This window comes from Devosia sp. 1635 (assembly GCF_013185955.1).
Taxonomy (GTDB): Bacteria; Pseudomonadota; Alphaproteobacteria; order Rhizobiales; family Devosiaceae; genus Devosia.
The window spans coordinates 608,928-628,768 of record NZ_JABAOM010000002.1 but is presented as its reverse complement, the minus strand read 5'-3'; the positions used below and the strand labels follow the sequence as shown (position 1 = coordinate 628,768).

Annotated in this window: 20 protein-coding genes; 7 read left to right on the top strand and 13 right to left on the bottom strand. The window is 64.5% G+C overall.

From position 1 onward, the window contains the following. Complete coding sequence (locus HRU92_RS09890; RefSeq protein WP_172123992.1) at nucleotides 1–1,239, top strand: amidohydrolase family protein; 1,239 nt, start codon at nucleotides 1–3, stop codon at nucleotides 1,237–1,239. A gap of 30 nt (nucleotides 1,240–1,269) precedes the next feature. Here HRU92_RS09890 and HRU92_RS09885 read toward each other — a convergent pair whose 3' ends face one another. After that, on the bottom strand, nucleotides 1,270–1,710 hold the full coding sequence (locus HRU92_RS09885; protein ID WP_172123990.1) for a potassium channel family protein: 441 nt from the start codon (nucleotides 1,708–1,710) through the stop codon (nucleotides 1,270–1,272). A gap of 300 nt (nucleotides 1,711–2,010) precedes the next feature. Here HRU92_RS09885 and HRU92_RS09880 point away from each other — a divergent pair, with 300 nt between their 5' ends. Continuing rightward, complete coding sequence (locus tag HRU92_RS09880) at nucleotides 2,011–2,499, top strand: DUF4142 domain-containing protein (RefSeq protein ID WP_172123988.1); 489 nt, start codon at nucleotides 2,011–2,013, stop codon at nucleotides 2,497–2,499. Between the two features lie 64 nt (nucleotides 2,500–2,563). Here HRU92_RS09880 and HRU92_RS09875 read toward each other — a convergent pair whose 3' ends face one another. From HRU92_RS09875 to HRU92_RS09850, 6 genes are all read right to left on the bottom strand, one after another. Then, a complete protein-coding gene (locus HRU92_RS09875) occupies nucleotides 2,564–4,039 on the bottom strand; it encodes a mannitol dehydrogenase family protein (protein ID WP_173088101.1) in 1,476 nt (491 codons plus the stop codon). Between the two features lie 143 nt (nucleotides 4,040–4,182). Further along, the gene (locus HRU92_RS09870) at nucleotides 4,183–5,187 is read right to left on the bottom strand and encodes an ABC transporter ATP-binding protein (protein ID WP_172123984.1); all 1,005 of its coding nucleotides are present in this window, start codon (nucleotides 5,185–5,187) and stop codon (nucleotides 4,183–4,185) included. Between the two features lie 154 nt (nucleotides 5,188–5,341). Then, entirely contained in the window at nucleotides 5,342–6,172 is an 831-nt protein-coding gene (locus HRU92_RS09865) for a carbohydrate ABC transporter permease (RefSeq protein ID WP_172123982.1), read from the bottom strand. A 218-nt stretch (nucleotides 6,173–6,390) separates the two neighbouring features. Beyond that, nucleotides 6,391–7,263: a sugar ABC transporter permease gene (locus HRU92_RS09860; protein ID WP_172123980.1), complete on the bottom strand. Its 873-nt coding sequence runs from the start codon at nucleotides 7,261–7,263 to the stop codon at nucleotides 6,391–6,393. A 165-nt stretch (nucleotides 7,264–7,428) separates the two neighbouring features. Continuing rightward, nucleotides 7,429–8,739: a sugar ABC transporter substrate-binding protein gene (locus tag HRU92_RS09855; RefSeq protein ID WP_172123978.1), complete on the bottom strand. Its 1,311-nt coding sequence runs from the start codon at nucleotides 8,737–8,739 to the stop codon at nucleotides 7,429–7,431. Between the two features lie 290 nt (nucleotides 8,740–9,029). Then, complete coding sequence (locus HRU92_RS09850) at nucleotides 9,030–9,809, bottom strand: SDR family oxidoreductase (RefSeq protein ID WP_172123976.1); 780 nt, start codon at nucleotides 9,807–9,809, stop codon at nucleotides 9,030–9,032. Nucleotides 9,810–9,916: 107 nt separating this feature from the next. On the opposite strand from HRU92_RS09850, the gene HRU92_RS09845 reads away from it, so the two are divergent. Continuing rightward, nucleotides 9,917–10,642 carry a Crp/Fnr family transcriptional regulator gene (locus tag HRU92_RS09845; protein ID WP_172123974.1) on the top strand — a complete coding sequence of 242 codons (726 nt, stop codon included), beginning with the start codon at nucleotides 9,917–9,919 and terminating at the stop codon, nucleotides 10,640–10,642. Between the two features lie 179 nt (nucleotides 10,643–10,821). Continuing rightward, nucleotides 10,822–11,049 carry a DUF2934 domain-containing protein gene (locus tag HRU92_RS09840; RefSeq protein ID WP_127753833.1) on the top strand — a complete coding sequence of 76 codons (228 nt, stop codon included), beginning with the start codon at nucleotides 10,822–10,824 and terminating at the stop codon, nucleotides 11,047–11,049. A 53-nt stretch (nucleotides 11,050–11,102) separates the two neighbouring features. On the opposite strand, the gene efp is transcribed toward HRU92_RS09840, so the two are convergent. Next, the gene (efp, locus tag HRU92_RS09835) at nucleotides 11,103–11,672 is read right to left on the bottom strand and encodes an elongation factor P (protein ID WP_127753832.1); all 570 of its coding nucleotides are present in this window, start codon (nucleotides 11,670–11,672) and stop codon (nucleotides 11,103–11,105) included. Nucleotides 11,673–11,827: 155 nt separating this feature from the next. Between efp and epmA the strand changes: the two genes are divergently transcribed. The 3 genes from epmA to HRU92_RS09820 are packed head-to-tail and all read left to right on the top strand — an operon-like array spanning nucleotide 11,828 to nucleotide 14,228. Continuing rightward, on the top strand, nucleotides 11,828–12,883 hold the full coding sequence (epmA, locus tag HRU92_RS09830; protein WP_210258679.1) for an EF-P lysine aminoacylase EpmA: 1,056 nt from the start codon (nucleotides 11,828–11,830) through the stop codon (nucleotides 12,881–12,883). Then, on the top strand, nucleotides 12,880–13,929 hold the full coding sequence (locus tag HRU92_RS09825) for a lysine-2,3-aminomutase-like protein (protein ID WP_172123970.1): 1,050 nt from the start codon (nucleotides 12,880–12,882) through the stop codon (nucleotides 13,927–13,929). The genes epmA and HRU92_RS09825 overlap by 4 nt, the downstream gene beginning before the upstream one ends. A gap of 17 nt (nucleotides 13,930–13,946) precedes the next feature. Further along, the gene (locus tag HRU92_RS09820) at nucleotides 13,947–14,228 is read left to right on the top strand and encodes a hypothetical protein (RefSeq protein WP_172123968.1); all 282 of its coding nucleotides are present in this window, start codon (nucleotides 13,947–13,949) and stop codon (nucleotides 14,226–14,228) included. A 100-nt stretch (nucleotides 14,229–14,328) separates the two neighbouring features. On the opposite strand, the gene HRU92_RS09815 is transcribed toward HRU92_RS09820, so the two are convergent. The 5 genes from HRU92_RS09815 to HRU92_RS09795 form a co-directional block, all read right to left on the bottom strand. Beyond that, nucleotides 14,329–14,985, bottom strand: coding sequence for a glutathione S-transferase family protein (locus tag HRU92_RS09815; RefSeq protein WP_172123966.1), 657 nt, complete (start codon nucleotides 14,983–14,985; stop codon nucleotides 14,329–14,331). Between the two features lie 148 nt (nucleotides 14,986–15,133). After that, on the bottom strand, nucleotides 15,134–16,897 hold the full coding sequence (locus HRU92_RS09810; RefSeq protein ID WP_173088099.1) for a Rieske 2Fe-2S domain-containing protein: 1,764 nt from the start codon (nucleotides 16,895–16,897) through the stop codon (nucleotides 15,134–15,136). Between the two features lie 499 nt (nucleotides 16,898–17,396). Further along, nucleotides 17,397–17,846 (bottom strand): DUF1801 domain-containing protein, encoded by a 450-nt coding sequence (locus HRU92_RS09805; protein WP_349236871.1) that lies wholly within the window; start codon nucleotides 17,844–17,846, stop codon nucleotides 17,397–17,399. Nucleotides 17,847–17,938: 92 nt separating this feature from the next. Continuing rightward, a complete protein-coding gene (locus tag HRU92_RS09800; protein ID WP_173088097.1) occupies nucleotides 17,939–18,835 on the bottom strand; it encodes an aromatic ring-hydroxylating dioxygenase subunit alpha in 897 nt (298 codons plus the stop codon). 69 nt (nucleotides 18,836–18,904) lie between these two features. Then, nucleotides 18,905–19,681 carry an SDR family NAD(P)-dependent oxidoreductase gene (locus tag HRU92_RS09795; protein ID WP_172123958.1) on the bottom strand — a complete coding sequence of 259 codons (777 nt, stop codon included), beginning with the start codon at nucleotides 19,679–19,681 and terminating at the stop codon, nucleotides 18,905–18,907. Nucleotides 19,682–19,841: the final 160 nt, after the last annotated feature.

The following is a 19,841-nucleotide window of genomic DNA, read 5'->3' as shown; positions in this document are numbered from 1 at the left end:
ATGAACCAGCCCATTCTTTTGACCGGCGGGCGCGTGCTCGATACCGAGGCCGGCGTCTTGCGCGACAACCTGCACGTGCTGGTTGACGGCAAGCGGATCGTTGCGGTGGGGGAGAGCATCGAGGCGCCGTCGCAGGCGCGGCGGGTGGAACTCAATGGCGCCACGCTGATGCCGGGGCTCATCGACTGCCATGTGCATGTGGTGGCGGAAAGCCTCGATCTCTGGTCCAATATGGTGGCCCCGTCCTCGCTGGCCGGGCTGCGCTCGGCACGGGTGATGGAAGAAGCGCTGCAACGCGGCTTCACCACCCTGCGCGACCTTGGTGGGGCCGATCACGGCCTGGTTCGGGGCGTCGAGGAGGGGCTGATCGACGGCCCGCGCCTCGTTATTTGCGGCAAGGGGCTGACCACGACCGGCGGGCATGCCGATCTGCGTCCGCGCACCGATGCCCGGCCGGGGATGATGTCGGACCGGCTGGGCTCGATGGGCCTGATCGCCGATGGCGTTGACGAGGTGCGGGCGGCCTGCCGGACCATGATCAAGGAAGGCGCCCGGTTCATCAAGGTGATGGCCAATGGCGGGGTGTCTTCGCCCAACGATCCCATTCACTCCATCCAGTATTCGCGCGACGAGATCGCCGCGATGGTGGAGGAGGCCGAGAATGCCGGGCTTTATGTCTCTGCCCATGTTTACACCGATGCTGCAATCCGGCGCTGCGTGGAACTGGGTGTGCATTCGCTCGAGCACTGCAATCTGATCACACGCGAAACCGCGGAGATGGCCGCGAAGCGCGGGTGCATCGCCGTCCCAACGTTGGTGGCCTATGAGGCGCTGTGGCTGGAGGGCAAGGCGCTCGGGCTGGGAGAGGCGGAGTTCGCCAAGATCGATACGGTGCGCCAGGGTGGGCTCGCGTCCCTCGCCATCATGCGCGATGCCGGCTTGCCCATGGCCTTTGGCTCGGATCTGTTGGGGCAGTTGCGCGCATATCATGCCCGCGAGTTCGGGCTCTTGGCCGAGGTGCTTACCCCGGCCGAGATCATCCAGTCGGCCACGCTGATTGGAGCGCGACTTTGCGGCATGGCAGGCGAACTGGGCACGATTACACCGGGAGCTCTCGCCGATCTGCTGGTGGTGAATGGTGATCCGCTCAGCGACATCGAAGTGCTGGGCAAGGCTGAGAACCTGGCGCTGATCATGCGCGATGGCGCTGTATTCAAGGACGAGTTCGCTAGGGCTTGAGCAGGCCGCGCCGGGCCGAGACTGCGGCCGCTAGAAGTGTTCGCCCGGGCGGAAGGGGCCAAAGCGGATGCCGGCGGTGACGAGGAAGGCGGTGGACCAGCCGATCATCAAAAAGCCGGTGACGCCTTCGAGGGCCGCGAGCAGGCGCCAGGAAGGGGCGGGGACAACATCGCCAAAGCCGACGGTGGAATAGGTGATGGTGGAGAGATAGAGCGAGGTGTCGAAATCGGGCGCGACGCCAAGCGCCCAGAAGCAAAAGGCCCAAAGCCAGATCTCCACCGTCGCGACGGCGAAGAGACCGAGCACCACGCCAATCATGAGCCCGATGCGGTGGTGTGAGCGGGCCAGCCGGAAGCGTTTGGCGAGCCCCGTTGCGGTCCGGGTGATGGAGATCAACCCCAGGACGTGGATCAAGACCGTGGCGGCGATCAGCCCGGTTCCGAGCGCGAGAATAGAGATCGAAGCTGGCATGGTGGGGGTTCGGTGTGTTGGTCGATGTCGGCCGAACTAGGCAGGGCTGGGCGGACCTTAGTCAATCGCCGAGAGACATGGGCGGGTGAATTGGTTCCTGTTAGAGGTGGTAACAAAACAGTTTTGACTATTTGCGACCGCCTTTACACCGACTTCTCCGCGGCGGTGGTGGTGTCAGTACTGTTTTGCTGTGCACGCTGGAAATTGTGGCAGACGATCTTTGCTGCCGCAAGTTATAGGGGCGGAACAGCCAGTATAGGGCGGGGTTGTTTGGGCATCATCTTCCCGAAAGGAGAACACATGCACAGACGTACCATTATGGCCGGCACGGCCGCCCTTGCCTTGCTGCCGATGGCCAGCGTTGCCTTTGCCCAGACCTCGAGTGTCGACCAGGCCAAGCTGCCGGCGCTGATGGGCGGCGACTATGCGACCGCCACCAGCAAGCTGGCGGCGCAAAAGGCTACCAACCGTTCGGTCAAGACCTTTGCCGAGCTTGAAATCGCCGAGCAGGAGGCTGTTGCCGAAGCCTTTGGCTCCGAGCCCGGTGCAGCGGGCCTTAGCGAAGAGCACGCGGCAAAGCTGGCAGCACTTGAAGCTGCCGATGGCGCCGAGTTCGACGCGATGTATATCGATGGCCAGATCGAAGGCCATGAAGAGCTGCTCAAGATCCACCAGACCTATGCCAAGAATGGCGATGATCCGATGGCGCGTGGCGCGTCCATGGTCGGGGTTACCGGCATCCAGACGCATCTGGTGATGCTGAACTCGATCCGCAATTCGCTCACATAAGCTCCCGATTGCCGAGTTTTGTCGAAAGGCTCCGTCTGCGCGACGGAGCCTTTTTTGTTGCAGGCTAGAGCGCGCCGGCGAGATAGCGCTCGAGCGTTGCGGAAGTGCCGTGCTGCCAGAGGCTGTTGAGCGCCGTGCCGAAGGCGGCGGCGAAAGCCGGGTTGCGGCCGAGATCGCCATAGATATCGGTCATTCCGAGCCAGGCTTGTGGGTCGGTTTTGGCGACGGCGGCCTGTTGGGTGAGGCGATCCCAGGAAGGATCGTTGGGCGCGATGGTGGCGCCGCTATCGGTGGTGCCAAAGCAATAGCGGCACCAAAGGGCCGACACCAGCGCGATGCCGGCGACGGATTGGCCGGCGGCCACCCGATCCATGGCGGTCGGGATGATGAATTTGGGCTGGCGGTTGGAGCCATCGAGCGCGAGGCGGCGAATGGTGTCGCCGATCTTGGGATTGGCGAAGCGGCGCTGGCAGAGCGCGAAATAGTCGCCCAGGTCGGTGTCGGGCACCGGGGGGACGACGGGGATGATTTCATCCTGTTCGACCTTGGCGAGGAAGGCCGAGACGAGGGGATGTTCCATGGCTTCGTGCACGAAATGCACGTCGAGCAGGCCCGCAGGATAGGCGATGGTGGCGTGGCCGCCATTGAGGATGCGAATCTTCATGTGCTCGTAGGGCGCAACATCGTCGACGAATTGCACGCCGACCGTTTCGAGCGCCGGGCGGCCGGCAGGGAAATTATCCTCCAGCACCCATTGGCGGAAGCTTTCGCAAAGGACAGGCCAATTATCCTCGATGCCGAACTGCTCGAGCAGCAGCGCGCGTTCGCGCTCGGAGGTGGCGGGCGTGATGCGATCGACCATGCCATTGGGGAAGGCAACGGCGGTGCGCACCCATTGGGCAAGCGCCGGGTCGACGAGTTCGGCAAGGCCCGCTACGGCATTCTGGGTGACATGGCCATTTCCCGGGATGTTGTCGCAGCTCATCACGGTGAAGGGAGTGATGCCGGCGTTGCGGCGGGCGAGGAGGCCGGCCAGGATCAGCCCGAAGGTGGTCTTGGGCGCATCCATATGGGCGGCGTCATAGACGATATCGGGGTGGGTCGGATCGAAGCGCTGGGACGCCGGATCGATATAATAGCCGCCCTCCGTGATGGTGAGGGAGACGATGCGCGTGGCCGGATTGGCGAGGCGCGCGAGGATCGCGGCGCTGTCGCCAGGCTGGATGTAGTCGATCATGGCGCCGGTGACGCGGGCGGAACTGTGGTCGGCTTCCTGCTCCACCACGGTGGTCAGCCAATCCTGGGCCCCGAGCTTTTGCCGGACGGCTTCATCGGCCTCGCGCACGCTAGCGCCGATCAGCGCCCAATCATGGTCGCGGCCCGTGGCAAAGAGATCATCGAGATAAACCGCCTGGTGGGCGCGGTGGAAGTTGCCGACGCCGAAATGCACGATGCCGGGGGTGAGGGCCGCGCGATCATAGGCGGGGACAGACGCCGTGGAGAGGGTGGCGAGGGTGGCGGCGGAAAGCTTGGTGGTCATATCTGGTCCTCGATGCCTCGGGGAGCGGTTCCTCCGGCAAAGAGGGGCCGGAGTCGCGCTGATGTCGCGTAGCATTGGCCGACCCCACCCTCAATCCCTCCCGCGAGAGGAGGGCGTCGATGGTCCCGCCATTGCGCGACTGACTAGATCGCCACACCACCCGCATCGAAGCGGTAGATGCGGGTCGGATCGGGGGCAAGATAAACCTCGTCGCCGTGGCTGAAGATCTGCTCGCCGTCAGTGCGCACGGTCATGAGGCCCATGCCTTCGAGATGGACATGGAGGAACGTGTCGGAGCCCAGCTGTTCGGCGACCCCGACAACGCCGCGCCAGCCGCCGGGCAGGGGGGTGGTGCTGATGGCGAAGTGTTCGGGGCGGATGCCGATGGAATGGGCGTCGTGCTTGCCCGCTTCCGGGCCGTCGATGAAGTTCATCTTGGGCGAGCCGATGAAGCCGGCGACAAAGCGGTTGGCGGGGCGCTTGTAGAGCTCGAGCGGGGAGCCGAACTGTTCGACCTTGCCGGCATTAAGCACGACAATGCGGTCGGCCATGGTCATCGCCTCGACCTGGTCGTGGGTGACGTAAACCATGGTGGTCTTGAGCTGCTGGTGCAGTTCGGTGATCTCGAGGCGCATGTTGACGCGCAGGGCGGCGTCGAGATTGGAAAGCGGTTCGTCAAAGAGAAAGGCCTTGGGCTCGCGCACGATGGCGCGGCCGATGGCGACGCGCTGGCGCTGGCCGCCGGAGAGGGCGCGGGGGCGGCGATCGAGATAGGAGGAAAGGTTGAGCGTGCGCGCGGCGTATTCGACCTTTTGCTCGATCACCTCCTTGGGCGCCTTGGCCATTTTGAGGGGGAAGGCGATGTTGTCGCGCACGGTCATGTGCGGGTAGAGCGCGTAGCTCTGGAACACCATGGCGAGGCCCCGCCGGGCCGGGGGCGCCTTGGTCATGTCCTGTCCGTCAAGCAGGATGCGGCCGCCTGTCGTGTCCTCGAGCCCCGCGATCAGGCGCAGCAGCGTGGACTTGCCGCAGCCGGAGGGGCCGACAAAGACCACGAACTCGCCTTCGCGGATATCGAGGGAGATATCGGGGATGACATGCACATCGCCGAAGGATTTCTGGACGTGTTCGAGGGTGATGGAGCCCATGATTGTTAGCCCTCCGGTGTATTCAACTGAGGCGCAGGATGCGGGCGATCGGGTGAGCGCCGGATGTGTGGAGAGGCCTGAACCCCCACCCCTTCCCCTCCCCTCAAGGGGGAGGGGTGCACAGGAGCCGATGCATTCGCGGGGAGGACAAACATCATTTCACCGCTCCAAAGGTGAGGCCGCGGACGAGTTGTTTTTGGCTGAACCAGCCGAGGAGCAGGATGGGTGCGATGGCAAGGAGCGAGGCGGCGGAGAGTTTGGCGAGGAACAGGCCCTGGGGCGAGGAGAAGGAGGAGATGAAGGCGGTGAGCGTGCCGGCGCGGCCCGAGGTCAGGGTGATGCTCCAGAAGGCTTCGTTCCAGGCGAGGATGACGTTGAGCAGGAGCGTCGAGGCAATGCCGGGCACGGCCATGGGGACGAGGACATGGACGATCTCGTTCCAGAGCTCGGCGCCATCCATGCGCGAGGCTTCAAGGATATCGACCGGGATTTCCTTGAAGTAGGTGTAGAGCATCCAGATGATGATGGGCAGGTTGATCAGGGTCATGATGATCGTCAGCCCGTGCACCGTGTCGAGCAGGCGCAGGTCGCGAAAGATCAGGTAGATCGGGATGAGCACGCCGACGGCCGGCATCATCTTGGTGGAGAGCATCCACATCAGCACGTCCTTGGTGCGGCGCGTGGGGGCGAAGGCCATGGCCCAGGCGGCGGGGATGCCGATCAGGAGGCCGAGCAGCGTTGAGCCCAGCGAAACGATCACCGAATTGGTGGCGTGCTTGATGTAGTCGCTGCGCTGCTGGACGGCGGCAAAGTTTTCGAGGGTGAAGGTTTGCGGGAAAAAGGTCGGGCGGGCGGCGATGGCCTCAGCCTCGGTCTTGAAGGCGGTGAGCACCGTCCAAAGGATGGGCGAGAACAAGAGGAGGGCGATCACCCAGGCGAGGAGGGTGAAGCCGATGCGCGTGCCGGTGGAGGCGTTGCGGGCCATGTCAGGTTCTCCCGAGCGAGGTGCGGGAGGCAGCTGCAGCAAGCCCCTCCCTGGCCCTCCCCACAAGGGGGAGGGTGAGATCGGGTTCGTGATGGGGGATGGTGTTCCCGCAAAGGATTGCCTTCGCCGTTACCTGCAGGTGAGCACGGAGGGACCCCCACCCCTGCCCTCCCCTCAAGGGGGAGGGAGGGCATGGTAGGAGCGTCTTGCTAAGCACGCTACTCATCGAGGTTCTTTCCCACCGCGCGCATGAGGAAGATGGCGACGATGTTGGCGAGGATGACGGCGACCACGCCGCCCGCGGAGCCGGCGCCGATGTCGTTGGAGAGAATGCCGGTGCGGAAGACGAGGAAGGTGAGGTTGGTGGAGGCGTAGCCGGGCCCGCCGCCGGTGGTGACGCGGATTTCGGCGAAAATGCCCAAAAGGAAGATGGTCTGGATCAGGATCACGATGGTGATCGCCCGGGCCATATGGGGCAGGATGATGTAGCGGAAGCGGTTGACCGCCTTGGCGCCATCCATTTCGGCGGCTTCGCGCTGTTCTTCGGAGAGGGACTGGAGAGCCGTCAGCAGGATCAGGGTGGCGAAGGGGAGCCACTGCCAGGCGACGATGACGATGATGGACTGCAGGGGAAACTGGTTGAACCAGTCGATCGGCTGCAGCCCAAAGGCGCGCCAGAGGTGGCTCAGCATGCCATAGCCCGGGTGCATAAAGCCGTTTTTCCAGACCAGCGCGGCGACCGGGGGCATGACGAAAAAGGGTGAGATGACGATGATGCGCAAGATGCCCTGGCCCCAGATGGGCTGATCGAGCAGCAGCGCGAGGAAGGTGCCGCCAATGACGGTGATCAGCAGCACGCCCCCGACCAGCAGCAGCGTATTAACGAGAGCCTGGGTGAAGCTGGGATCGCCGATGACATAGACATAGTTCGCCCAACCGGCGAAACCGGTCATCATTGGGTTGAGCAGATTGTAGTTCTGGAACGAGAACCACAGGGTCATCACCAGCGGCACGATCATCCAGATGAAAAGGACAATCACGGCCGGGGCCATCATCAGGCGCGACAGGGTGCGGGTCTGGGCTGTGGCCATGCTTTTTGTCTCCCCGCCATTGGGTACCGACGTCTTTGCTCCCCCCTTGAGGGGGGGGTGGGGTGGGGGGGTGCAGTTGTCCACTGAGGGACCCCCTCCCTCGATCCCTTCCCTCAGGGGGGAGGGAAGGGCAAGAGCCGCGGCACGGCGATGTGGCCGCTGGTTTTACTTGATGTAGCCGGCGCGGGTCATGTCGCGCAGGGTGGCGTCCTGGGCTTGGGCGAGGGCGTCGTCGGCGCTCATCTGGCCGGCAAGGGCGGCCGAGAAGAGCTGGCCGACATTGGTGCCGATGCCGGCGAACTCGGGAATGGCGACGAACTGGATGCCGGTATAGGGCACCGGATTGACCGTGGGCTTGCTCGGGTCGGCCGCGTTGATGGAGTCGATGGTCATCTGCGCGAAGGGCGCGGTTTCCAGATATTCCGCGTTTTCATAGAGCGAGGTGCGGGTGCCCGGAGGCACATTGGCCCAGCCGTCCTGTGCGGCGACGGTATTGAGATAGTCCTTGCTGGTCGCCCAGTTGATGAACTGCTCGGCCGCTTCCTTTTGCTGGCTGGAATTGGGAATGGCCAGCGACCAGGCCCAGAGCCAGTTGGAGCGTTTACCGAGGCCGGCATCGGGCGCCAGGGCGAAGGCCACCTGATCGGCGACGGTGGAATCGTCGGGATTGGTGACGAACGAGCCCGCGACCGTGGCATCGATCCACATGCCGCACTTGCCCTGCTGGAACAAGGTCAGGTTTTCGTTGAAGCCATTGGAGGATGCACCGGACGGCCCAGCATCGGCCATGAGAGCCAGATAGGTGTCGAGCGTTTCCTTCCATTCGGGGGAATCGAATTGGGGCTGCCAGTTTTCGTCGAACCAACTGGCACCAAAGCTATTGGCCATGGCGGTGATGAAGGCGACGTTTTCGCCCCAGCCCGCCTTGCCGCGCAGGCAGATGCCGTTGATGTCGTTGGCGCGGTCGGTCATGGCGCGGGCGGCCTGGCCTACGAACTCCCAGGTGGGCGCATCGGGCATGGTGAGCCCGGCTTTTTCCATCAGGTCCTTGCGGTACATGATGAAGGAGGATTCCGCATAGAACGGGGCGGCATAAAGCTTGTCCTCGTAGGAGAGGCCCGCGCGCACCGGGGGAAGAATGTCGTCAACATCATATTCGGGATCGGCGCTCAGCACGTCGAGGGGCACGAGCCAGCCCTGGCGCGCCCAGATCGGCGCTTCATAGGTGCCGATGGTCATCACGTCATACTGCCCGCCATTGGTGGCGATGTCGGTGGTGACGTTCTGGCGCAGGGTGTTCTCCTCCAGGATCACCCAATTGAGCTGAATGCCGGTTTGTTCGGTGAAGGCCGGCGAGAGACCCTGCATGCGCACCATGTCGCCATTGTTGACGGTCGCGATGGTGAGGGTCTGGGCCGAAGCGGAAGCGGCGAGCGCAAGTGTGAACGCGCCCACAAACAGGGGTGTGAGTTGCATTGTTTCCTCCCAAAGCCGCAACAATTTTGTTGCTGCGGCGATGGGGCAAGTACTCGCCTTCCGTGGCTAGTTGTCAAGCCTGCTATGCTTGGCAAGGGATGGCTTCCGCCTGAGATAAACTACGGCAAATTGCGCCGATCCACAGATTTATCTGTGGTAATGCTGATGAGACATTGGGCGCCGCCCTCCGGAGGGCGGCTAAGCATTTCGATTGGGGGGGCTGGAATGAACGCCGCCGACCGCTTTGGGGGCGATCGGCGGGGAAAATGCGGTGCGGCAGGGTGGGTCGATCAGGGCATCAGCTGGCCGCCATTGACCTCGATAGTCTGGCCGATGACATAGCTCGACAGGGAGTCGGAGGCCAAAAACAGGTAAGCGCCGACGCAGTCCTCGGCGACGCCCAGGCGGCCCTGCGGGATGGTAGCAAGAGCGGCATCAAGTTGAGCCTGGGTGGAATAGCGCTCATGGAAGGGCGTGGTGATCACCCCGGGCGCTACGGCATTGACCCGAATGCCAAAGGGGATCAGCTCCTTGGCCATGCCGCGGGTGACATTGCCGATAAAGGCCTTGGAGGAACCGTAAAGCCCCGCGCCATTGCTGGCGCCGTTGCGCGCTGCGATCGAGGTGGTGTTGATGATGAAACCACCATTGCGCTTGAGGTGCGGAATGGCCGCGCGGGTGGCCGAGAGCACCGAGCGGGCGTTGAGGTCCATGACGGCGTCATAAAGCTCGTCGGTCCATTCCGCATAAGGCTGGCGTGCGACCATGCCGCCGGCATTGTTGATGAGCCCGTCCAAGCGGCCGAATCGTGCGGCGGTGTCTTCGACGGCGCGAGCCAGTTCACCCTGGCGAGACGCATCGGCCTGAACCAGGAAGACGGTGCCGCCGGCGGCTTCGATGGACTGGGCCAGGGTGGTGGCCTGATCGGCGCTGCTGTTGTAGTGCAAGCCCACAAGAGCGCCCTGTTCGGCAAAGGCCTGGGCGAGGGCGGCGCCGATGCCCGTCGAGGCGCCGGTTATCAGAACGGCCTTGCCGGCAAGGTCGGGAATGGTGAGCGTAGATGCGGGCACAGTGTGGTCCTCCAGGAAGTGGAGCCCAGCGTTGCGACTGGATCACGGCTTGTCCACTGGTTTTTAGGGCGCATCGCCGCTAAACACAGCGTTTAGCAGGAGTGCGCATGGCTGCCGATCGCAAGGATATCCACAATTCGGACGTGCCAGTGCTGTGCCGCAGTTGCGAAGCGCGGCACCGGGGCATGTGCGGCGTGCTGGAGCCCGAGCAATTGGTGGCGCTGGCCAAGGCGACGCACAAGGCGCGCCACGAGCCCGGAACCGAGCTGATCGGGGAAAGCACCAAGATCCAGTCCTATGCCAATGTGATGCGCGGCGTGGTCAAGCTGACCAAGGTGCTCGAGGATGGGCGCCAGCAGGTGGTGGGGCTGCAATTCGCTCCCGATTTCCTGGGGCGCTTGTTCGGACACGAAAATGCAGTGGCGGCGGAAGCGGCCTCGACGGTGGAGCTTTGCGTGGTGCCCAAGCGGGCGCTGGAGGGATTGATTGCGGAGAACCCGGCGCTCGAACATCGGTTGATGCAGCAAACGCTGCGCGAACTGGACGAAGCGCGAGACTGGATGGTGACACTGGGCCGCAAGAGCGCCCAGGAAAAGCTCGCGAGCTTTCTTTACCTGCTGGCCACGCACTCGGATCCAGTGGCGGACCTCAAGGCCGGCGCCCGGTTCGAGCTGCCGCTGACGCGGGCCGATATCGGGGATTTTCTCGGGCTGACCCTTGAAACCGTGTCCCGGCAGATCAGCAAATTGCGCCAGCTCGGGGTGATTGAGGTGACCCATAACCGGCAAGTCGAAGTGCCCGATCTCAAGCGTCTGCAGGCGCTTTGCGGCTGAGCTTGGGCGGGCCGAAGCGGCCGGACCAAGATAGGGTGACGCATGGCGCCATCAAATCGGCGATATCCAACCTAGGTGAAGGCTTTCGCGAGCGGCTCGTGGCAAGCTAACATATGGCAAGTCGCTGGCAGCGGGAGCTGGCGGTTGTTCACAACGTCACAGGGTGACTGACTAATCAGATGCTGAAGAATACCGAGCTGGCCGAGGCGGTCAGGAACACGGCCTATTTTCTGTGGGAACAGGATGGCCGCCCGGAAGGGCGAAGCTTTGAGTACTGGGTCAAGGCCAAGGAAATGCATTTGCGCCAGATGGCCTATGACCGCTGGCTGGCGGAAGGCACGCCCATTGGCCGCGCCGAAGAGATTTGGCGCGATGTGGCCGAGGAAATCGAAGACGACGACGCATAAGCAAACGGGCCCCGAACAGGGGCCCGCTGCGTAAGCTGGAATGGCGGCAGGGATCAGTCCTTGGCGCGTTCCACATAGGAATTGTCTTCGGTCAGGATGACGATGCGGGTGCCGGCGCCAATATGGGGCGGGACCATGACGCGCAGGCCATTGTTGAGAACGGCGGGCTTATAGGAGGAGGACGCCGTCTGGCCCTTCACCACCGGCTCGGTCTCGACGATTTCGAAGGTCAGGCGCTGGGGCAATTCCATGGAAAGGGCAGTACCCTCAAAGGTCTTGAGGTGAACCTTCATTCCATCGATGAGATAAGCCTTCTGGTCGCCGATCACGTCATCGGCCACGGTGATCTGCTCGTAGTTCTCCGGGTTCATGAAGTGGTGGCCTTCACCATCGGAGTAGAGATAGTCGTATTCGCGGTCATCGACGTCGGCCTTTTCGACCATTTCGACGGTGCGCCAGCGGCCAACGACCTTCACGCCATCGCTGATGCGACGCATGTTGACGTTGGTGATGGAGTTGCCCTTGCCGGGATGCACGTTCTCAGCCGTCAGGACGACGTGCAGATTGCCGTCCTGCTCGACGACGTTGCCCTTGCGCAGCGAAGAGGCGATGACCTTGACCATTATTTCTTCCTTGTTCACGCCGACCGGGCGGCCTAAAGCGTTGGCACAGAGCGCCGGCCGGGACGTGGATGGGTTGTTCGGTGCCGCCCGATACCCCAAATCCGGCAAATTCACCAGCCCCGAGCATGAAAGAGGCGCAGTTGCCCCGCCAATCCTTGCCAGTTGCCCCGTCGCCATGGTGGACGCCCGAGCTGCATCGGGACCGTCGGCCCGTGCTGCTGGCGCGCAACCGGACTGAGGCGGGGGTGCGGGGATACCTGGCCGAGCACGACTTTATCCTCGTGGATCCGCCCGGCTTGCAGCGCTCGCCGGGCAATGAAACCCATCTGCATGCGTTTGAGACCACTGCCATTGGCAATGACGGGGTGGGGCATCGCGCGTTCCTGCATACCTCGCCCGAATTTGCGATGAAAAAGCTGCTGGCGGCAGGCGAGCACAGGATCGCCAGCCTCGGGCATGTCTGGCGTAATCGCGAGCGGGGGGCGCTGCATGCCCCGGAGTTCACCATGCTCGAATGGTATCGGGTGGGCGAGGACTATACCGCGCTGATGGCTGACTGCATGGCGCTGTTGCGTTTGGCGGTCGCGGCGACAGGGGCAGAGCGGCTGCGGTTTCGCGGGCGGGAAGCCGATCCAGTCGCCGAGCCGGAGCGGTTGAGCGTGGTGGACGCGTTTGCGCGCTTTGCCGGGATTGATCTTTTGGCGACGATGGACGCTGAGGGTGAGACGGATGCGGCAGCGCTGGCCGCGCAGATGCGGGGGCAGGGGCTGCAGGTGCCGGCGGAGCATAGCTGGAGCTATCTCTTCAGCCTCGTGTTGACCGAAAAGGTCGAGCCCAATCTGGGGCTGGGGCGGGTGACGATCCTGGATCGCTATCCAGCGGCGGAAGCGGCGCTGGCGCGGCGCTGCGCGGATGATGCGCGGGTGGCGGAACGGTTCGAGCTTTATGCCTGTGGGGTGGAGCTGGCCAACGGGTTCGGCGAATTGACCAATCCAGAGGAGCAGCGGCAGCGCTTCGAGGCCGAGATGAATGAAAAGCAGCGCCTTTATGGGGAGCGTTACCCGATCGACGAGGAGTTTCTGTCCGCGCTGGCGCTGATGCCGGCGGCGAGCGGGATTGCCCTGGGGTTCGACCGGCTGGTGATGCTGGCCACCGGGGCGCCGCGGATCGATCTGGTGCAATGGGTGCCGGTGGCGGAGTTTGGCGCATGAGCGACGGGCGGCCGATCCGGACGGCGGGCGAGCTCGCGGCGGCAGGGCTGGTGGCGCCGGGCGAGGTGGTCGGGCTCGAGGCGGTGGCGGCGCGCTATGCCATTGCCCTGACGCCTGAGCTCGTGGAACTGATCGATCCGGCGGATGCGGCGGACCCGATCGCGGCGCAGTTCGTCCCCCAGCTGTCGGAGTTGCACACGACGCCCGAGGAGCGGGCCGACCCGATCGGGGACCTCAGCCATTCGCCGGTGGAGGGGATCGTGCATCGCTATCCAGACCGGGTGCTGCTCAAGGCCGTGCATGTGTGCCCGGTATATTGCCGGTTCTGCTTCCGGCGCGAGATGGTAGGCCCGCAGGGGCTGGGGACGCTCGCACCCGAAGCGCTGGAGTGGGCGCTCAATTATATCCGCGCGCATGATGAAATCTGGGAAGTGATCCTGACCGGGGGCGACCCGCTGGTGCTGTCGCCGCGGCGGCTGCGGGCGATCACCGAGAAGCTGGCCGACATTGCGCATGTGCGGGTGGTGCGGTTTCATACGCGGGTGCCGGTGGTGGAGCCGGGGCGGGTGGATGATGAACTGGTGGCAGCGCTCAAGGCGAGTGGCAAGACCACCTATCTTGCCGTGCATGCCAACCATCCCCGGGAGTTCACCCCGGGGGCACGGGCCGCGGTGGCGCGGCTGGCCGATGGGGGCATTGCGCTGGTCAGCCAGTCGGTGCTGCTCAAGGGGGTGAATGCCGATGTGGCGGTGCTGGCCGAGCTGATGCGGTGCTTTGTCGAGAACCGGATCAAGCCCTATTATCTGCACCACCCGGACCTCGCGCCAGGGACGAGCCACTTCCGGGTCAGCATCGAGGAGGGGCAGGCGCTGGTGGCGGCGTTGCGCGGGCGCATTTCCGGGCTGGCGCAACCGACCTATGTGCTCGACCTGCCCGGCGGCCATGGCAAGGCTGATATCGGCAAAGCGGCGATTGCGGGCGGGGATGGATGCTTTACGGTGCGGGACTGGCAGGGGCAGGAGCATCGCTATCCGCCTGCCGGATAGATCACGGCGAGGCGTAATTGGCTGGTAAAGAGGGCAATGGCGGGCCGCCGCTGGACGAGCCCGAGCATGAATGGGGCAATGGCTCCATCGGCACGTATTTCGAATGGAAGGCGGCCAAGCAGCAGGCGTTTTACGGCGTGCCGATGGAGATTGCGCGCATGCGGGCGGAACGGGCGGCGCTGCTCGGGCTGACCTATGAAGAATATACGCTTGAACTGCTCGAGCGCGGGCGGTTTTTGCAGGCGAGCGACGCCGAACGGATTGCCCATATCAAGGCCAAGCGGGGCGTGCGCTATTGAGGGAAGGCGTATGGCCACCTTCTGCTTACCCTTCAAGGCGGTCGGGCTCGCCTCCCCCGCTCCCGGCCTCCCCCTTGAGGGGGAGGTGAAGAAAGGGGGCTTACTGCTGGACGGTTTCGAGCGGGCGGCCGGCCGGGAAGATGCCGGACATCACCACAAAACCGGGGATGCGGCGGACGCGGTCGCTCCAGCGGCGCAGGGCGGGGTAATCGGCGCGGCTGATGCCGCCTTCCTCGGACAGCATCACATAAGGAAAGCAGGCGATGTCGGCGGTGGTCGGGTGGGCGGGCGAGCACAGCCAGTCGCGCCCTTCGCGTTCGCCGAACCAGAGATGCTCGTCCATGATGCGGAAAATGCGGTGGGCGCCGGCCTGGGATTTTTCGACGTCGAAATCATAGCCATAGCCGAGCGCGAGGCGGGCGGCGGAACTGGTGGCGGTGATGTCATCGGCCACGGCGTGCCAGCGCAGCACTTCAGCGGTGATGGCCGGGTCCTCGGGGAACCACTGGCCGGAGGCGTCATATTTCTTGGCGAGATAGGCGAGGATGGCGCCGGAGTCGGAGAGGGTCAGCCCGTCATCGACCAGCACCGGCAACTGGCCAAAGGGATTGAGGCGCAGGAACCAGTCGGATTTGTGCTGGCGGCCGGGAAAGAAGTCCACCGGCACGATGTCATAGCGCAGGCCGAGAATGCTCATCAGCAAGCGCAGCTTGTAGCAATTGCCGGAGAGCTCGAAATCGTAAAGCGTGATGGTCATGGGTTGGGCTCGGTCTTGCTCAGTCTACCGGGAAAGGTAGCGCAGGGTGAGGGGCGGTGAATCACTGATGGACCCCCACCCCCGGCCCCTCCCCTCAAGGGGGAGGGGAGGGATGGCGCCGAGAGATCCGGTGCAATCAACGCCAGCATCAGATGTCGAGGACCAGCCGCTTACCCTTGGCGCGGCTGACGCAGGTGAGGATGGCGCGATTGGAGCGTTTCTCGGTGTCGTTGAGGTAAACGTCCTGGTGGTCGACCTCGCCTTCGATCACGCCGGTGAGGCAAGTGCCGCAGGCGCCTTGTTCGCAGGAGCTGGGGGTTTGCAGGCCCGCTTCGCGCATCACTTCGAGGATGGTCTTGCCGGCAGGGATCTGCAGGGTCATGGCCGAGCGGGCCAGTTCCACCTTGAAGGCCGAGGACTGGTCGATAACCTTGTCGTTCTTGAAATATTCGAAATGCACGGCCTCATCGGGCCAGCCTTGCGCGGCGGCGGTAGTGCGGACGGTTTCGAGCATGGATGCGGGGCCGCAGATATAGACATGCTGGGCGCGGCTCCAGTGGCCGAGCGCCTCGGCAATGGTCCGGCTGCTGTCGCCGCGGGGCAGGCCGGCATGGATGGTGATGTTGCCGGCGAGCTGGCCCAGTTCCTCGCGGAAGGCGGCGTGTTCGCCCTGGCGCACGAAGTAATGCAGCTCGTAGGGCAGGTGAGACTTGTCGAGAAAGCGCGCCATGGAGAGGATCGGCGTGATGCCGACGCCGCCGGCGATGAGGACGGTGCGGGTGGCGTCGCGGCGCAGCGGGAAGTTGTTGCGCGGCTCGCTGATGGCCAGCACGTCGCCCTCCCTGACGCTTTCGATGAGGATCTGCGAGCCGCCCTTGGAGGCGCTCTCGCGCTTGACGCCGATGGTATAGCTCAGCAGGTCGCCCGGGCCATTGGTGATGGAATATTGCCGGACGAGGCCGTTGGGGAGATGCAGATCGATATGCGCGCCGGGCTGGAAGGTTGGCAGATGGCCGCCATCGAGCGCCGCGAGCTCAAAGGCGACGATGCCATCGGCGCTGTCCCATTTGCGCTTGACCACGACGCGCAGGGTGTTGCCGCGCGGCACGGCGATATCGGGCATGGTGGAAAGTTCGGCCGAGACCGGGGCGAAGGCGGGCTGCAGCGGCTCGGGCGCCGGCTTGCGGCGGGCGGCGCGCTCCAGCCGATCCCGCAATTGGGTGAGGCGCTCATTGTGGTGGCGCAGCACGGGCAGGGGGCGGGTGGGCGAGCCTTCGATAAGGCCCCGGATCACGGCGCGGCCGGCGTCGACGGGCTGCACGAAGAACACGGCGCGCTCGATGACCTCACCCGACTGGGCGGTGAGGCGGACCGAAAGGGGCGACAGGCGCTCGATCATGGTGCGGGCGGCTTCGCCATCCAGCGCCTCGGCTGGCTGGAAGCGGTATTTTTCCAGAGCGAGCGCTACGTCTTGGGGGGCGGCGTTCAGAGGGACGGGGCGCAGCGCGACCCAGTCGGCGCCATCGCTACCGGCAAATGGGGCAAAGGGCTGGGCGTCGGCCGCGGCGGACCAGACGAGGCCAAAGGCCTCATGGGCGGGATAGGTGCGGTTGGTGATGCGGCGGGCCGGCGCGTCGGCCGGATGGGCGGGGATATAGGTGCAGCCGGCCGAGCGATTGGCATAGCGCCAGCCATGATACTGGCATTTGAGTTCGGCGCCCTCGTTGATGCCGATCGAGAGGCGTACGCCACGGTGCAGGCAGCGGTTTTCCCAGACATTGACATTGCCGTCATCGGCCCGCCAGACGGCCAGTTCGCGGCCCAGCAGCTGGCCCTGATAAACATGGCGGAAGGGCAGGTCATCGCTCGAGGCGATGGGATGCCAGGTGGTGTCGTCGAGGTCTAGGGGCATGGGTCAACCCAGGGCAAGTGGGGATCGCGCCACGATCGGGGGCAAACAGGCGGGGCTCTCCTGGCGTACGGGAGACCTTGGTGAGGGTTACCCTTAGGGCGGGGCTGTTCACAAGGGGGCGGGTGAAGAAAGAGGGTCGCAGGGGCGGTTGGCGGCGGGGCTGTGGCCTTCCTTCCCCTTGAGAGGAGGTTTGTTGGGGGGTGGTGCGGTGGGTCACTGAGGGACCCCCACCCTCGGTCCCTCCCCTCAGGGGGGAGGGAAGGCAGAAGCGGATGGCGTTGGGGGAGCTGGAAGTGCTGAATATGTGCTTTGCTTCGAAATCCGGACCGCGGAGGGGCCTGAACCCCCACCCTCGATCCCTCCCCTCAAGGGGGAGGGAGGCGATGGGGCCGATGGCTCGCGGACGGATGGTCTTGTTCGAGCACTGAGGTCCGGGGCTCGCGTCCCCCCACCCCGGCCCTCCCCGCGTGGGGGAGGGTGAAGCGGGGGCTCAGCCAGATTACATCTTTTCGCCGGGGAGTTGGGCGGCCTGGTGGATCCAGGCGGTGAACTGGGTGGGGTCGATGGGGTCGTGTTCGCCGATATGGTAGGCGCGCACCTTGGGTTGGGTGGAGACGATTGGTGGGGGTGGGGTCAGGGCGTGGCCGTCAAAGAAGGTCACCTTGACGTATTTGGTGAAGCAATGGAGCGAGAGGAACCAGCGGCCTTCGGTGGCGCCGTAAAGGGGGGAGTTCCATTTGACGGCCTTGTGGACGCCCGGCAGGGCGGCTGCGATCAGGCTATCGAGTTGCTCGCCGACGGCGCGCTTCCAGCCGGGCATGGCGGCGAGGTAGGCCTGGATTGGCTCGTTGCCGTGGCCTTTGGGGATTTGGGGATTACCGCCGGAGAGGAGTTTTGGTTCGCCCGTTGCTTGAGGAGTTGCGGACGGGCCTGAACCCCCACCCTTGATCCCTCCCCTCAGGGGGGAGGGAGACGACTGCTTGACTGGTGACATTGTTGTCTCCTCTTAGCGTGCGCCGCCTCGCCTCCGGTGTTCCCCGCTTATCCCGCGACGGGGATGGTGCCGTAGGTGATCCCCTTCTGGCTGAGCCAGCGGCGATAGGCGATGGCGGATTTGTCGGCACGGATGGGGGTTTCGGCGCGAGGATCGAGCGGCAGGCGCTTGGGGAACTGGTTTTCGAGGATCGGCTTGTCCTGACCGAAAATGGTCTGCTGGAAGCGGCGCAGATCGGTGATGGTGGAGGTCGAGTCGATCATTGATTGCAGCAGATGGGCGCGGCAGCTTTCCTCGGTCACGGGCTGCAGGAAAATGCCGATCACGTCGCGGCGCGATTCATCCTCGGGGCAGGATTTGTAGAGCACCGAGCAGAAGGGATGGGGCACGCGATAGACATATTCCACCTCGATCCCTTCGGTCGCCGAGAGGGCGGCGCGGGGCTGGAAGAAGCGGCAACGGGTGGCCAGCACCTCGTCGCGCTCTTCGGAGACTTCCACGTCGTATTCCTTGACCTCGGTATGGGGCTCGGAGCCGAGGATATCGGTGTGGACATAGGGGAAGTGGCCCATATCGAGGAAGTTCTCGACGGCACGCGGGGCCGAAACATGGATGCCGATGGAGCCACAGCTCATGTTGACGCGGTCAGGCTCGCTGTATTCGGGGATGGGGAAGAGCTCGGCAGGCGGGGTGCCAAGGCTGGTCCAGGTATAGCCATAGCCGGTGCGCACGGGCAGCCGTTCGGTAATTTCGGCTGGATCGATCTCGTCGCCTTGCTCTTCATCGGTGCGGCGCCAGACCACGGGATTGCCCGCGGCATCGCGGGTGAGCGCGAGCTTTTGGCCCAGAAGCATGGTGGTTTCCACAAGGCCCTGGGGCACTTCATCGGTGGCGGCAATGACGTGCCAGAGGTCGAGGGTTACGGGATCGATGGGCGAGGGCATGGGCAGGTCCAATGGTGACACCGCGCCAGCATAAGGGCTGGGCGGCGCGGTGCCAAGTTCGAGGGGCGATCAGCTTTCCCGGAAGATGTCGAAGGGGCCAAAGGCCTGGGTGGTGGCCATGAGCTGGAGGCGGTTGACGTTGACGTGGGCGGGCAGGGTCGTGGTCCAGAAGATGGACTCGGCGATGTCCTCGGCGGTCATGGGCTGGGTGCCCTGGTAGGGCTTGCCGGCCTGGGCTTCGTCGCCCTTGAAGCGCACAAGGGAAAACTCGGTTTCGGTCAGGCCCGGCTCGATATTGGTGACGCGCACCTGCTTGCCCTGCACATCGGAGCGCAGGTTGAGGGCGAACTGCTTCACGAAGGCCTTGGTGGCGCCATAAACGCTGCCGCCGGGATAAGGGTAGTCGCCGGCGACCGAGCCCAGGGTGACGATATGGCCGCCGCCGCGCTCGATGAGGCCGGGCAGGAGGGCGCGCACGGTGTAGATGAGGCCGTTGATATTGGTCGCGACCATGGTTTCCCAATCGGCGATGTCGGTTTGGGCGGCGGGCTGCAGCCCGAGGGCAAGACCGGCATTGGCGATGACGATGTTGATGGCGGCAAAGGGCTCGGGCAGGGCGGTGATGGCCGCTTCCAGCGCAGCGCGGTCGCGGATGTCGAGGGTGATGATATGGCAGTTGTCGGCGCCCAGCTCGTCGCGGAGCTCTTGCAGGCGCTCGGTGCGGCGGCCGGTGGCAATGACCTTGCCGCCGGCGGCGACATAGCGGCGGGCAGCTGCCGCGCCAAAGCCCGAGGTCGCGCCGGTGATGAAGACAACAAAGCGCGTGGGATCGAGCATCTGGTACATGAGGGGTCCTGCAAATGGTGTGGGCGAGCCGGGAAGGTGGACCGGGCGGCGGCGGGGGTCAAGCAGCGGCGGGCGTTAACCCCGTGCTAACCATAAGCGGAATGGGTGCGGCGATTCGGCAACTCCGGTGGTCACAATTAGGAACAAATTGCGCGGACCG

Excerpts from the sequence above, each read along its gene's own strand:
- HRU92_RS09840 (WP_127753833.1), top strand. The coding sequence starts at position 10,822 with ATGCTGAAGAATACCGAGCTGGCCGAGGCGGTCAGGAACACGGCCTAT.
- HRU92_RS09880 (WP_172123988.1), top strand. The coding sequence starts at position 2,011 with ATGCACAGACGTACCATTATGGCCGGCACGGCCGCCCTTGCCTTGCTG.
- efp (WP_127753832.1), bottom strand. The coding sequence starts at position 11,672 with ATGGTCAAGGTCATCGCCTCTTCGCTGCGCAAGGGCAACGTCGTCGAG.
- HRU92_RS09800 (WP_173088097.1), bottom strand. The coding sequence starts at position 18,835 with ATGCCCTCGCCCATCGATCCCGTAACCCTCGACCTCTGGCACGTCATT.
- HRU92_RS09855 (WP_172123978.1), bottom strand. The coding sequence starts at position 8,739 with ATGCAACTCACACCCCTGTTTGTGGGCGCGTTCACACTTGCGCTCGCC.
- HRU92_RS09870 (WP_172123984.1), bottom strand. The coding sequence starts at position 5,187 with ATGGGCTCCATCACCCTCGAACACGTCCAGAAATCCTTCGGCGATGTG.
- HRU92_RS09885 (WP_172123990.1), bottom strand. The coding sequence starts at position 1,710 with ATGCCAGCTTCGATCTCTATTCTCGCGCTCGGAACCGGGCTGATCGCC.
- HRU92_RS09875 (WP_173088101.1), bottom strand. The coding sequence starts at position 4,039 with ATGACCACCAAGCTTTCCGCCGCCACCCTCGCCACCCTCTCCACGGCG.
- HRU92_RS09860 (WP_172123980.1), bottom strand. The coding sequence starts at position 7,263 with ATGGCCACAGCCCAGACCCGCACCCTGTCGCGCCTGATGATGGCCCCG.
- HRU92_RS09810 (WP_173088099.1), bottom strand. The coding sequence starts at position 16,897 with ATGCCCCTAGACCTCGACGACACCACCTGGCATCCCATCGCCTCGAGC.
- HRU92_RS09845 (WP_172123974.1), top strand. The coding sequence starts at position 9,917 with ATGGCTGCCGATCGCAAGGATATCCACAATTCGGACGTGCCAGTGCTG.
- HRU92_RS09890 (WP_172123992.1), top strand. The coding sequence starts at position 1 with ATGAACCAGCCCATTCTTTTGACCGGCGGGCGCGTGCTCGATACCGAG.
- HRU92_RS09825 (WP_172123970.1), top strand. The coding sequence starts at position 12,880 with ATGAGCGACGGGCGGCCGATCCGGACGGCGGGCGAGCTCGCGGCGGCA.
- HRU92_RS09815 (WP_172123966.1), bottom strand. The coding sequence starts at position 14,985 with ATGACCATCACGCTTTACGATTTCGAGCTCTCCGGCAATTGCTACAAG.
- HRU92_RS09795 (WP_172123958.1), bottom strand. The coding sequence starts at position 19,681 with ATGTACCAGATGCTCGATCCCACGCGCTTTGTTGTCTTCATCACCGGC.
- HRU92_RS09865 (WP_172123982.1), bottom strand. The coding sequence starts at position 6,172 with ATGGCCCGCAACGCCTCCACCGGCACGCGCATCGGCTTCACCCTCCTC.